The sequence below is a fragment of the Novosphingobium meiothermophilum genome, from assembly GCF_003171715.1.
Taxonomy (GTDB): domain Bacteria; phylum Pseudomonadota; class Alphaproteobacteria; order Sphingomonadales; family Sphingomonadaceae; genus Novosphingobium; species Novosphingobium meiothermophilum.
This window is the reverse complement of sequence record NZ_QGHL01000020.1, coordinates 139813-151922: the sequence shown is the minus strand read 5'-3', so window position 1 is coordinate 151922 and position 12110 is coordinate 139813. Positions and strand designations below refer to the sequence as shown.

At 64.3% G+C, this 12110-nt stretch carries 12 protein-coding genes and 1 tRNA gene; 6 read left to right on the top strand and 7 right to left on the bottom strand.

Annotated elements, in window-relative coordinates; all coding sequences use genetic code 11:
* Window positions 1-85: 85 nt before the first annotated feature.
* Window positions 86-871, bottom strand: a complete 786-nt coding sequence (gene purC, locus DKM43_RS15510) for a phosphoribosylaminoimidazolesuccinocarboxamide synthase (RefSeq protein ID WP_109799403.1) — start codon at window positions 869-871, stop codon at window positions 86-88.
* Between the two features lie 233 nt (window positions 872-1104).
* Between purC and DKM43_RS15505 the strand changes: the two genes are divergently transcribed.
* The 5 genes from DKM43_RS15505 to DKM43_RS15485 all read left to right on the top strand — a co-directional run bounded on the left by DKM43_RS15505 (window position 1105) and on the right by DKM43_RS15485 (window position 5836).
* Window positions 1105-1527 carry a ketosteroid isomerase-related protein gene (locus DKM43_RS15505; protein ID WP_109799402.1) on the top strand — a complete coding sequence of 141 codons (423 nt, stop codon included), beginning with the start codon at window positions 1105-1107 and terminating at the stop codon, window positions 1525-1527.
* Between the two features lie 19 nt (window positions 1528-1546).
* On the top strand, window positions 1547-2134 hold the full coding sequence (locus DKM43_RS15500; protein WP_109799401.1) for a GNAT family N-acetyltransferase: 588 nt from the start codon (window positions 1547-1549) through the stop codon (window positions 2132-2134).
* On the top strand, window positions 2128-3024 hold the full coding sequence (locus DKM43_RS15495; RefSeq protein ID WP_109799400.1) for a carbon-nitrogen hydrolase family protein: 897 nt from the start codon (window positions 2128-2130) through the stop codon (window positions 3022-3024). Before DKM43_RS15500 ends, DKM43_RS15495 begins: the two co-directional genes overlap by 7 nt.
* 45 nt (window positions 3025-3069) lie before the next feature.
* Entirely contained in the window at window positions 3070-5271 is a 2202-nt protein-coding gene (locus DKM43_RS15490) for a dehydrogenase E1 component subunit alpha/beta (protein ID WP_201739891.1), read from the top strand.
* A 100-nt stretch (window positions 5272-5371) separates the two neighbouring features.
* Entirely contained in the window at window positions 5372-5836 is a 465-nt protein-coding gene (locus tag DKM43_RS15485) for a low molecular weight protein-tyrosine-phosphatase (RefSeq protein WP_109799399.1), read from the top strand.
* Window positions 5837-5878: 42 nt separating this feature from the next.
* Here the strand turns inward: DKM43_RS15485 and DKM43_RS15480 are convergent, their stop codons facing one another.
* The 6 genes from DKM43_RS15480 to infA form a co-directional block, all read right to left on the bottom strand.
* The gene (locus DKM43_RS15480; protein WP_109799398.1) at window positions 5879-6868 is read right to left on the bottom strand and encodes an NAD(P)H-binding protein; all 990 of its coding nucleotides are present in this window, start codon (window positions 6866-6868) and stop codon (window positions 5879-5881) included.
* 99 nt (window positions 6869-6967) lie between these two features.
* Window positions 6968-7043 (bottom strand) — tRNA-Phe (locus tag DKM43_RS15475).
* Window positions 7044-7154: 111 nt separating this feature from the next.
* Window positions 7155-7325, bottom strand: coding sequence for a DNA gyrase inhibitor YacG (gene yacG, locus DKM43_RS15470; protein WP_109799397.1), 171 nt, complete (start codon window positions 7323-7325; stop codon window positions 7155-7157).
* On the bottom strand, window positions 7322-8314 hold the full coding sequence (locus DKM43_RS15465) for a ribonuclease E/G (protein WP_109799396.1): 993 nt from the start codon (window positions 8312-8314) through the stop codon (window positions 7322-7324). The genes yacG and DKM43_RS15465 overlap by 4 nt, the downstream gene beginning before the upstream one ends.
* Before the next feature lie 16 nt (window positions 8315-8330).
* A complete protein-coding gene (locus DKM43_RS15460; protein ID WP_109799395.1) occupies window positions 8331-8969 on the bottom strand; it encodes a Maf family protein in 639 nt (212 codons plus the stop codon).
* The gene (infA, locus tag DKM43_RS15455; RefSeq protein WP_039338683.1) at window positions 8969-9214 is read right to left on the bottom strand and encodes a translation initiation factor IF-1; all 246 of its coding nucleotides are present in this window, start codon (window positions 9212-9214) and stop codon (window positions 8969-8971) included. Before infA ends, DKM43_RS15460 begins: the two co-directional genes overlap by 1 nt.
* Window positions 9215-9519: 305 nt before the next feature.
* Between infA and DKM43_RS15450 the strand changes: the two genes are divergently transcribed.
* Window positions 9520-12081, top strand: a complete 2562-nt coding sequence (locus DKM43_RS15450) for a TonB-dependent receptor domain-containing protein (RefSeq protein ID WP_236632624.1) — start codon at window positions 9520-9522, stop codon at window positions 12079-12081.
* Window positions 12082-12110 lie beyond the last annotated feature (29 nt).

Genomic DNA, 12110 nt, shown 5'->3' with positions numbered 1-12110 from the left:
GCGGTCATGAGAAAGCCCCCTTCCGGCGGGGAAGGAGGCTTGTTCAGGCTCGGCCAAAAGCGGCTGAAGTCTGCGTTCGGGCTGGCTACTTCTTGCCGCGCAGTTTGCGGTGGGCACCAAGGTCGAAGACTTCGCTGGGACCGCCGTCGTTCTCAAGCAGGCCGAGACGGCGCGCGACTTCCTGATAGGCTTCCTCTTCACCGCCCAGATCGCGGCGGAAGCGGTCCTTGTCGAGCTTCTCGCCCGTGGTCATGTCCCAGAGGCGGCAGCCATCGGGGCTGATCTCGTCGGCCAGGATCACGCGGCTGTAATCGCCGTCCCAGATGCGGCCGAACTCAAGCTTGAAATCGACAAGGCTGATGTTGATCGCCGCGAACATGCCGCACAGGAAATCGTTCACGCGGATAGCCATCGAGGAGATGTCCTGCATTTCCTCGTTCGAAGCCCATCCGAAGCATGCGATGTGCTCTTCTGCAATCATCGGATCGCCCAGCGCATCGTCCTTGTAATAGTATTCGATCAGCGTGTGGGGCAAGGGTTCGCCTTCGGGAATGCCAAGGCGCTTGGAAATGGACCCTGCGGCGATATTGCGCACCACCACTTCGATCGGGATGATCTCGGCCTGTCGCACGAGCTGTTCGCGCATGTTCAGGCGGCGGATGAAGTGCGTGGGGATGCCGATATGGGCAAGGCGCGTGAACACGTATTCGCTGATGCGATTGTTGATGACGCCCTTGCCGTTGATCGTGCCGCGCTTCTGCGCGTTAAACGCGGTGGCGTCATCCTTGAAATACTGGATCAGGGTGCCCGGTTCGGGGCCCTCGTAAAGGATCTTGGCCTTGCCTTCGTAGATCTGGCGGCGACGGGACATCTTCGGGCAATCCTTCGGAGTGGGCGCACCCACGGGAAATCAAAAACCCCGGCATAACGTTGGAGGCGACTCCATCGCTTCGGCCGGGGCGTTGCCTTGGCCCATAGGCGAACCGGCACGAAAGTGCAATTGGATGCAGGAATGCAATGCAGCCTTGTCCGTCCTGGCCCGGCATCGCTCTGGAACGGAGGCTGGCCAGAGGCTAGACCAGAACACGAGAGGAGATCGCCCCAATGACCAGCCCTGCCGCCCGCACCGATGCCATTGCCCTGATGGCCCGCTATTACGCCGCCTTCAATGCGGGCGATTGGCAGGGAATGCTCGATTGCCTGAGCGAGGACGTCGCCCACGATATCAATCAGGGCGAAAGGGTGATCGGCAAGGCCGCCTTCGCCGATTTCCTGAAGCACATGGAACGTTGCTACAAGGAAAGGCTGGAAAACATCGTCCTCATGGCAAGCGAGGATGGGATGCGCGCTGCGGCGGAGTTCGTGGTTCACGGCCAGTATCTTGCAACCGATGATGGTCTGCCCGAAGCACGCGGGCAGACCTATGTCCTGCCCGCCGGTGCCTTTCTGGAGATTGCGAATGGCAGGATCGCGCGCCTGACCATGCACTACAATCTGGCGGACTGGATGAGGCAGGTGGCCGCATGAAGCGCAGGAATGAGGGCAAATGAGCATCACTGTCCGGCCTCTGACGGGCGCCGAGATCGCGGCCGCGCTGGATGATCTGGCAGAACTGCGGATCACCGTCTTTGCGGCATATCCATATCTTTATGACGGCGACGCGGCATACGAAGCGACGTATCTGGCCGAATATGCTGCTGCGCCCGATGCGGTGCTGGTGGCCGCCTTCGATGGCGGGCAGATCGTCGGCGCGGCCACGGCGGCGTCGATGATGCACCAGAAGGCGGTGTTTCGCGCCCCTTTCGAAGCGCGGGGACTGGATACGACGCGGCTGTTCTATTTCGGCGAAAGCGTGCTGCTGCCGCAATATCGCGGGGCAGGCATTGGTCATGCCTTTTTCGATCAGCGTGAAGCGCATGCTACCCGCTGCGGGGCGAATGCCGCGTGTTTTGCGGCGGTTGTCCGTCCGACCGACCATCCCGCAAGGCCAGCGGATTACCGCCCGCTTGATGCCTTCTGGACACGGCGCGGCTATGCCGTGGTGCCGGGGCTGACTACCAGTCTGGCGTGGAAGGAACACGGCCATGAGGCAGAGCAGGTGAACACCATGCAATACTGGTTGCGCCAATGGTGAGCTTCACCATCGCGGCGGCGCAATACCCGATCGACCGACTTGCGGACTGGGATGCCTATGAGGCCAAGCTCACACGCTGGGTTGACCAGGCGGCAGAAGCGGGCGCATCGCTTGCGGTCTTTCCCGAATACGGGGCGATGGAACTGGCCAGCCTTGATCCGGCGACCATGGGGGATCTGGCACTTTCGATCGAGACGGTCTCGGCTCTGTTACCGCGGGTCGATAAGCTTCATGCTGCTTTGGCCGCGCGCACCGGAATGCACCTTCTTGCGGCTTCTGCACCGCGCAAGGATGCCGACGGGCGCTTTCGCAATGCGGCCAGGCTGTTTGCTCCCAACGGCCGCAGCGGGGTTCAGGAAAAGCTCGTGATGACCCGGTTCGAGCGGGAGGAATGGAACGTTGCGCCGGGCACGGCGCTACGCGTGTTCGATACCGCGCTTGGCCGGCTGGCGGTGACGATCTGCTATGATAGCGAGTTTCCGCTTCTTGCGCGCGCCTGCGTGGAGGCGGGGGCTGAGGTGCTGCTGGTGCCATCATGCACCGATACCCTGCATGGCTACTGGCGGGTGCGCATCGGATCGCAAGCCCGCGCGCTTGAGGGACAATGCTTTGCAGTGCAGTCCCCGACCGTGGGTGAGGCCGGCTGGTCTCCTGCGGTGGATGTCAATCGCGGGGCCGCTGCCATCTATGGCCCGCCCGACCGTGCAATGCCGGAGGATGGCGTTCTTGCGAAAGGCACCGAAGGCGTGGCGCAGTGGGTGTTTGCAGCAGTCGATACGACCAGAGTGACAGAACTGCGGGCTGATGGCGGCGTCCTCAACGTTCGGCACTGGGCCGAACAGCCCGGCGCAGCCCCCTTGCCGCCGGTGGAGATCGTGGACTTGCGCTGAAGGCATGGCTATCACCGAGTTTCGTTGCAAGGGAAACCGGTTTCCATGTCGATCGATGCCGCCGAGCAGGTTCACCTGCAATTCCTGACTGCGCTGGAAAACCGCACGGCCACGCGGCGGTCGGCCCTTCGGCTTCAGGACGTGAACCTGACGGCGGAGCGTGCCGAGGCCCTGTTCCGTTCGCAGGCACTGTCGCGCCAGCTTGACCGAATGAGCCGCAAGCTCCAAGCGCGCGGAGAAGGCTTCTATACCATCGGGTCATCCGGGCACGAAGGCAACGCAGCGCTGGCCGAGGTGCTGCGTGTGGATGACATGGCATTCCTGCACTACCGCGATGCAGCCTTCCAGATTCACCGCGCCGGAAAGCTGCCTGGAGAGGATCCGGCATGGGACATGCTCCTGTCCTTCGTGGCAAGCGCCGAGGATCCCATTTCGGGCGGACGCCACAAAGTGCTGGGATCGAAGCGCCTGTTCATCCCGCCCCAGACATCAACGATTGCCAGCCACCTGCCCAAGGCGGTTGGGGCGGCGTTCTCCATCGGGCTGGCGCGACGCATGGGCGTTGATGGCACGGTGCTGGCGCGTGATGGCGTGATCCTGTGCAGCTTCGGCGATGCCAGCGCCAATCACTCCACCGCGCTGGGTGCGTTCAATACCGCCTGCTGGGCCGCCTTTCAGGGCACCCCCATGCCGATCATCTTCCTGTGCGAAGACAACGGTATCGGCATTTCCACGCCAACCCCGCCGGGCTGGATCGAGGCGAATTTTTCGCACCGGCCGGGGCTTGCCTATATTGCCTGCGACGGATGCGACATCGCCGATGCCTTGCGCGGCGCACGCGAGGCAGAGCGCATTGCTCGCCGCGAGCGCAAGCCTGTATTCCTGCACATGAAGACGGTGCGGCTCTACGGTCACGCCGGAAACGACATGCAGCTTGCCTACCGCCGCCGTGATGACGTGCGCGCCGAAGAAGCGCGCGATCCGCTGCTTGCCACTGCGGCCTTGCTGATCGAGGAAGGCATAATGTCTGCCGAAGGGGTGCGGGCGATCTATGACGCCATCGGCGAAGGGCTGGAGCGCCGCGCGGACGAAGCCATCGTCCGGCCCAAGCTGCGCGATGCAGGTGAAGTCATGGCCAGTATCGTGCCGCCGCAGCGCGGCCCCGGCCCCTCGCTTGCGCCATCCTCATCGCGCGCGGCTCTGTTTGCCGATGAAGCCGATGCCATGGCAAGGCCGCAGCACATGGCCAGGCTCATCAGCTGGGCCTTGGCCGACCTGCTGCTGCAATACCCGAATGCCTTCGTTTGCGGCGAGGACGTGGGGCCGAAGGGCGGGGTCTATGCCGCCACACAGAAGCTGTATTCCCGTTTTGGCGCGGCGCGGGTCATCAACACCCTGCTCGATGAACAGGCCATTCTTGGCCTTGCCATCGGGGCTGCGCACAACGGACTTCTGCCCATCCCGGAAATCCAGTTCCTTGCCTATGTCCACAATGCCGAGGACCAGATCAGGGGCGAGGCAGCAACGCTTTCGTTCTTCTCCAATGGCCAGTTCACCAATCCCATGGTCGTGCGGATCGCCGGTCTGCCTTATCAGAAGGGGTTCGGCGGCCACTTCCACAATGACAATTCGCTGGCCGTCTTCCGCGATGTGCCGGGGCTTGTCCTCGCCGTGCCGTCCAATGGCCGCGATGCCGTGGCAATGCTGCGCGAATGTGTCCGGCTGGCGCACGAGGAAGGCCGCGTGGTTGTCTTTGTGGAACCGATCGCACTTTACATGACCCGCGATCTGCACGCGCCCGGCGATGGCCTATGGGCAAGTGTCTATGCACCGCCCGGTGAAGACCCGGTCCGACTCGGCGAAATCAACGTGGCGGGAGACGGCACCGACCTTGCCATCGTGACCTATGGCAATGGCTTTTTCCTTTCGCTTCAGGCGCAGCGGCTGCTCTTGCAGGAAGGCGTGAATATCCGGGTGATCGATCTGCGCTGGCTGGCCCCGCTCAATGAAGCAGCCGTGCTGGCCGCGACTGGGCCTTGCGGGCGGGTGCTGGTAGTCGACGAATGCCGCATCACCGGCGGGCAGAGCGAGGCTCTGATGACGCTGTTTGCCGAACGGGCATCCGGCAAGGCCATTGCGCGCATGGCAGCTACCGACAGCTTCATCCCGCTTGGCAGGGCTGCCACGCATACCCTGCCAAGCCGCGACGGCATTGCCGCCAAGGTTCTGGAGATGATGGCCGGATAGGCAAGGGGCTGGACAAGGCGTGACGTAACATGTTCTTCTGTCAGCGGGAGAGGATCCGGTCCTGATTGGTTGTGTCAAACCAGCGAGGCAGCGTGATCCCGTGAGTCAGCCATCCATACTGTTCGTCTGCCTTGGCAACATCTGCCGCTCGCCCATGGCCGAGGCAGCCTTGCGCGCACAGGCCGTTGCGGCAGGAGTGGCACTGACGATCGATTCTGCCGGCACCGGCAACTGGCATGTGGGCCGCCCGCCCGATCCGCGCGCGCAGCAGACGGTGCGCCGCCATGGCCTAGACATATCGGGCTACAAGGCCCGGCAGGTGGTCGAGGCCGATTTTTTCCGCTTCGGCCACATCTTCGCGCTCGATCAGCAGAACCTCAAGGACTTGCGCCGCATCGCGCCTTCACGCCACGCAGCAGAGGTGGCGCTGCTGATGGACCTTGTGCCCGGCCGCAAGGGCACGGCGGTGGTCGATCCCTATTATGGAGACGAGGAGGATTTCGAGCAGGCTTGGGCCGATGTGAGCGCAGCCGCCAATGTTCTGGTGGGGCGCTTCACCCCATGATTGGCATTTCGCGCTGATCTCAAGGGTTGTCCTTGCAGCGCATCAGAACACTGCATGATCGCCCAGATCCACCCGCGCCGCACCTGAAAGAACAGACCGGTAATGGTCTGCCAGAGTGTCCGATCCGGTCGATGGTGTTGCCGCAGCATCATAGCGTCCGGTCTGGGGATCGAACACGAGCATCGATTCGCTGGCGTAATAGCGCCCTATGCGTGCAAGTTCGGCCTTTCTCGCCAGATCAGGCACGATCCTGCCGCCAAGGCCAAGGATGCCGACAATCGCATCAAGCAGCGCCAGCGGCATCGAGCGAAAGCGCGGCCGCTTGCCGAGCATCGCGAACAGCATTTCGCCCTGCTCGCGCGGAGTGATGGCCGGGCCGGGGCCGCCGATCGGCAGAATCCGGTTCCACCGATCGGTATCATCAAGGCAATCAATGATATAGCGTGCAAGATCGCGGTCGCTGATCGGCTTGCAGGCAGTCAATTCGCCATTGCCAAAGACAAGGAACGGTCGGCCCTTGCGCACACGTTCGATCTGCCCGGAAAGCGATTTGAAAAAGGCGGTCGGGCGCACGATCGAATAGCGCATCCCGGATTGCGCAAGCGCGGCCTCGAACGCCAGCTTGGCGTGCTGAAAGGCCAGCAGGGGCTTCTGAACGCAGATCGCTGAAAGCAGCACGAATTGTGTGGCCTGATTGCTGAGAGCAGCCTGCATCAGGTTCAGGTTGGCACGATGATCGACCGCCCATGCGTCATCAGGTGTCCCGGTCCGCGAAGCAAGGCACGAGATGATCGCATCGAAAGGCGCACCTGCCAGACCGTCGCGGTCAAGGCTGGAAGAATCGGAAAAGTCCACCGGGCGCACCGTGCAGCCCGCCGGAAAATCAGGCAGTCTCTGTGCGGCTTGTTGCGCGCGGCCATGCCGCACAAGGCAGGTCACGCGGTCCCCGCGATGCAGTAGTTCGGCGACGACGGCGCGGCCGATCGTGCCGGTCCCTCCTGCAACGCAGACGCTTCTTGGCGCTCTTGTCAAGCCTGCCCCTTTTCACATTGCCAACAGCAGCGGCAAGTCTGGCAGGATTGCGCCCGCGATCAAGTGCGGGGTTCAGGGTGAGTGGCGATGCACGGGGAGTGGTGCCCGGGGACGGATTCGAACCGCCGACACGCGGATTTTCAATCCGCTGCTCTACCAACTGAGCTACCCGGGCGTTGCGGCATCCTTACCTTGTTCAGCAAGGCAGCCAGCAATCGGAAGCGCGCCTATGGCGAAGCGCGCGCGGCTTGGCAAGCCTCTTTGAGCGACATTTTTTGCCGGCGCGTCAGTCTTCCGGGTCTTCCCCTGCAGGACGGCCGGGCAGGGCATAGCCGCCCTCAAGCCACTGGACCAGATCGCGGTCGCGGCAACGTGAGGAACAGAAGGGGCTGTGCGCTTCCTGACGGGGCTTGCCGCAGATCGGGCAGCGCCTGATTCTGGTTTCGGTCGGTTTCATGGCGCAATCGCCTGTGCAAATCCGCCGCCAAGGGCAAGCCCTGCATCGGCCTGGCGCCGGATCGGGCGGCCGGTGCGGCGCGCCAGTTCGGCTTCCCATGCCGGATCAATCGCATCCAGCACGCGCGGATGCGCGGTGAGCAGGATCGCGCCCGCGCCGCCTGTCCGTTCGGCCTGACGCAGCAGGATGCGCGCGGCAGCGGCGGCGGGATGACGCGCAAAGCGTGCAAGCAGCGAGGGGCGCTCAAGCCGCGAGACAAGCTGCACGAAGCCGAAGCCGTTCATGGCGGTGCGTTCGCCCTGCCAGTCGATCAGCGCATCGGCAAGCGTCCGGTCCACCTGCTGGCGATCCTTCCGTTCCGCCAGTGTGGGAAAATCGATTCCCACCGATCCGCCGATGTCGAGCCGGTGCAGCGCATCGGCAATGGCAGGCGCCGCGCAAAGCGCGAGCTTGAGCGGGGGCAGCGCGCCATCAACGTCGATCAGTGTCATCGCCGGTGTGGGACTGATGATGATGGAGCCGCCCGCAAAGGCGATCTCGCCGCTCCGGGCCTGTTCAACCAGTTCATCCCAGCCGTGTTCGGCAAATTCGGGGCTGGTGACGGGCAAGGCCCGCAACGCCGCCCCGGATGCTTCGATCTCCTCGCGCAAAGTGGGGGCGGGGCGGGGCAATTCGCCCGGCGCAGGGCGCGCCACGGGCAGCTTTGTTCGCCCTTTCTCGGCAATGGCAGCTCGCACGATCCGCACCATCAGCCGCGCCCCTTCGGTCGCTTCGCGGGGGAGCTGGTCGATCAGCGCCTCGTGGCCATCACCAAGACGGACAAGGCCGCGTCTGCTGCCCTGATGGCGTCGCACAAGCTGCGCCTGTGCGACAAGGCCGGTACGCACCCTTTCACCCCAGCAGATGCGGGCCGAAAGGATCTGGCCGTGCGATGTAAGGATCGCTCGTTCCTCGGCAATTCCCGCCTCATAAAGCCATTCGGCCGCCATGGCGCAGCGCTCCGCCTTAGCGGACCGGCAGGCCCGCGGCACGCAGCAGGCGGCGGGTCTCGAACAGGGGAAGGCCGATCACGCCGGAATGGCTGCCGGAAAGCCAGTTGCAGAATCCCTCGGCGCTGCCCTGAATGGCATAGCCGCCAGCCTTGCCCTGCCATTCGCCGTTGGCGATGTAGTGATCGATTTCCTCTGCCGAAAGCCGCTTGAAGCGCACGATCGTTTCCGACAGCGCCTCGCGCAGCGAACCATCGGGAGTGAGGAGGGCAACAGCGGAATAGACACGGTGGCGGCGCCCCGAAAGCAGGGCAAGGCACTGGCGCGCGGTCGCCTCATCTTCGGCCTTGGGCAGAATGCGCGCGCCTGCACCCACGACGGTATCGCCCGCAAGGATCACCGCGCCGGGGGCCATGGCCGCTGCGGCGCGGGCCTTTTCTGCGGCAAGGCGCACTGCGTGCTGGCGCGGTCGCTCACCCTTGAGCGGGGATTCGTCGATGTCGGTTGCGACAATGCGGGAAGGGGCAAGGCCAAGACGGCCAAGCAGTTCAAGCCGACGGGGACTGGCGGAGGCCAGCACCAGATCGATGGCCCCATCGGTTGCGGGGATGCACGGGGTGGACGTGGATGGTTCTGGCGGGGCTTCGCCCGCCATCAGAAGCCGCCGGGACCGCCGCGACCGGGCATGAAGCGGTAGGTAATGCGCCCCTTGGTCAGGTCATACGGGGTGAGTTCGACCAGAACTTCGTCACCCACCAGAACGCGGATGCGGTTCTTGCGCATCTTGCCTGCCGTGTGGCCGAGGATTTCGTGGTCGTTTTCAAGGCGGACGCGGAACATTGCGTTGGGCAGGAGTTCCACCACCTGACCGCGCATTTCGAGGAGTTCTTCTTTCGCCATCGGCGGGTTCGGATGCCTTTTGCTGATACGCCCGGATTGATCGCATGTGCCGCCGGGCGCGGGCGCCATGCTTGAACTTCCCCGCGCCCATAGCCTTGCCGACCGAAAAAGGAAAGGGGGACGCACCATCGGGCTGCTTCGTGCGGCCCGCGCGTCGTTGGGCTTTGGTTCAGATGGCGCAATTCATGTTGCAGTGCGACAAACTGTTACCATTTGGGCGTTGCCACGGCGCGCCGGTTTGGCGAGCGGTGCGGTCGGAATGGCGGCGTTGAGGCCGCGAGTGACATTTTCAGGGAAAGTCGGACGTGCGGATCAATTCGGCTGCCTCGCTGGCAGGTATTTCGATGGCCATGGCAGCAAGCCAGCCATCTCTTGCGCAGGACGCAGGATCGGCGGCAGGCGATGCAACAGGTGCGGCCATGGTCGAGGATGAGGAAACCACCGACGACATGCCTGCACGGCCGGGGCAGATCGTGGTTGTCGCCACCCGGCTCAAGGGGCAGGTGGAAACCGCCCTGCCGCCAATCGCCGTGCTCGACGAGGAAGCGATCGCTTCCTACGGTGCCGGTTCGATCCAGGAACTTCTGGCGGCCTTGTCGCCGCAGACCTCATCAGGGCGTGGGCGTTCGGGCGGAATGCCGATCGTGCTGGTCAACGGAATGCGCGTATCAGGCTTTCGCGAGTTGCGCGGGCTTCCACCCGAAGCCATCCGCCGGGTCGAAGTCCTGCCCGAAGAGGTCGCGCTGAAATACGGCTATCGCCCCGATCAGCGGGTGGTGAACTTCATTCTCAAGGACAACTTCAGCAGCCTTGGCACCGACACGGAGTTTCGCCTTCCGGCCAGTGGCGGCTTTGCCGAGTGGGAGCAGGAGTTCACGCTGACGAAGATCGCGGGGAACAACCGCATCAACGTCGTTGCCAAACTGGAAGACGCCAGCCCCCTGACCGAGGCCGAGCGCGGCATAATCCAGCCGCCCACGGCAGGCACGCGCGTTGCCGCAGATCCCGATCCGGCGGCCTATCGCACGCTGCTTGGCGATACACGTTCGGCGCAGATCAACGCCACGCTGGCACGCGCGCTGGGCGGGGGCGCCGGGCTGACGGTCAACATGCTTGCGCAGCAGGACCATTCGCGCACACTCAACGGGCTGAACGGCGTGACCCTGACCGATGGTGAAGGGAGCTTCACGCGCACGACGCTTGATCCGCGCCCGCTGACAACGCAGCGCCGCACCACCACCTTGCAGGCGAGCGCCGCGCTCAACAAGCCGCTGGGAGCATGGCTGCTGGCGGTGACGGCAGACGGCGGCCATGTCGAGACGCGCAGCACCATCGACAACCGGGCCGATCTTTCCGGCCTGCAATCCCTTGTGAGTTCTGGCGCGCTGGCGGCAGGCGGCACCCTTCCTGCTGCCGGAATCGTAGCGGTGCCGGCGGACCGTGCGCTTGCCAAGACGGATTCGCTGACGAGCCTTGCCACGATCAGCGGCAGGCCGCTGCGCCTTCCGGGCGGCGAGGTTTCGCTCACGGTCAAGACAGGGTTCGATTACGCGGGAATCCGCAGCAATGACACCCGCACCCAGCAGGGGACCGTAAGGCTGAAGCGTGGCGATGCGCAGGCCGGTTTCAGCATCGACCTGCCGATCACCAGCCGCAAGGAAGCGTTCGGTGCGACGCTGGGCGATCTCTCGTTCAACGCCAATGCCGAGGTGCACCGTCTGTCCGATTTCGGCACGCTATATAACTGGGGCGGCGGGCTGACATGGTCGCCCACCGAAAAGCTGACACTTCAGGCGAGCTACGTGGCAGCGGACAAGGCGCCCACGCTTACTCAGCTTGGCGGGCCGACCATCGTGACACCCAATGTTGCCGTGTTCGATTTCAGCCGGGGTGAGACAGTGCTGGCAACCGTCATCACCGGCGGCAATCCGGGGTTGCTGAAAGAGCGCCAGCGCGACTGGAAGTTCGGCGCGACATGGAACCTGCCCTTCCTCGCAAACTCGACCTTCGTGGCGGAATACTTCCGCAACCGGTCGAACGATACCACCAACGCATTCCCGCTGCTGACGCCGGAAGTCGAGGCGGCATTTCCGGGGCGGGTCGTGCGCGATGCCGACGGGCGGATCATCTCCGTCGATCAGCGTGCGGTGACTTTTGCCGAAGAGAAAAGCTCACGCCTGCGCCAGGGCGTCAACCTTTCGGGCAGCTTCGGCAAGCCCGATGCTTCGGCACGGCGCGGGCCTCCGGGAGCGGGCGGCCCTGGCGGTGGGCCCGGCATGGGGGCTGGACCGGGCGGGGGGATGCGTCCCCCTTCCGCGGGCGGCGGCGCGGGAATGCCGCGCATGGGCGGGTTCAGGGGTGGACCCGGCGGGTTCAATTCGGACGGGCGCGGCCGCTGGAATCTTTCGCTCTTCCACACCATCCGCTTCGACCAGACGGTGCAGATCGGTCAAGGCACGGCCGTGCTCGACCAGCTTGGCGGGCAGGCGCTTTCCGGCGCGGTGGCCCGGCATGGCATGGAACTGGAAGGCGGCGGTTTCTACCGCGGTTTCGGCCTGCGGGTGAGCGGCACTTACACCGGCGGCGCCCGCATTGACGCGAGTGGCGCGCCGGGATCAACCGCGCTGCATTTTGCCCCGATCGCCATGTTCAACCTGCGGCTGTTTGCCGATCTGGGACGCAAGGAAAAACTGGTGGAGAAGGTGCCCTTCCTCAAGGGCTCGCGCATCTCGCTCTCGGCGGACAATCTGTTCAATGCGCAGCAGCGCGTGACCGATGACAGCGGGGCCGTGCCTCTGCGCTATCAGCCGGGGTTCCTCGATCCGCGTGGCGCGGTCTTCGAACTGGAGTTCCGCAAACAGTTCTGAGGTGCAAGCTGTCCTGAAGCGGCGGGCGC

What these genes read in the sequence shown, in the direction of transcription:
- purC (WP_109799403.1), bottom strand. Translation starts at nt 871, where the DNA reads ATGTCCCGTCGCCGCCAGATCTACGAAGGCAAGGCCAAGATCCTTTAC.
- DKM43_RS15505 (WP_109799402.1), top strand. Translation starts at nt 1,105, where the DNA reads ATGACCAGCCCTGCCGCCCGCACCGATGCCATTGCCCTGATGGCCCGC.
- DKM43_RS15500 (WP_109799401.1), top strand. Translation starts at nt 1,547, where the DNA reads ATGAGCATCACTGTCCGGCCTCTGACGGGCGCCGAGATCGCGGCCGCG.
- DKM43_RS15495 (WP_109799400.1), top strand. Translation starts at nt 2,128, where the DNA reads ATGGTGAGCTTCACCATCGCGGCGGCGCAATACCCGATCGACCGACTT.
- DKM43_RS15490 (WP_201739891.1), top strand. Translation starts at nt 3,070, where the DNA reads ATGTCGATCGATGCCGCCGAGCAGGTTCACCTGCAATTCCTGACTGCG.
- yacG (WP_109799397.1), bottom strand. Translation starts at nt 7,325, where the DNA reads ATGAAACCGACCGAAACCAGAATCAGGCGCTGCCCGATCTGCGGCAAG.
- DKM43_RS15465 (WP_109799396.1), bottom strand. Translation starts at nt 8,314, where the DNA reads ATGGCGGCCGAATGGCTTTATGAGGCGGGAATTGCCGAGGAACGAGCG.
- DKM43_RS15460 (WP_109799395.1), bottom strand. Translation starts at nt 8,969, where the DNA reads ATGGCGGGCGAAGCCCCGCCAGAACCATCCACGTCCACCCCGTGCATC.
- infA (WP_039338683.1), bottom strand. Translation starts at nt 9,214, where the DNA reads ATGGCGAAAGAAGAACTCCTCGAAATGCGCGGTCAGGTGGTGGAACTC.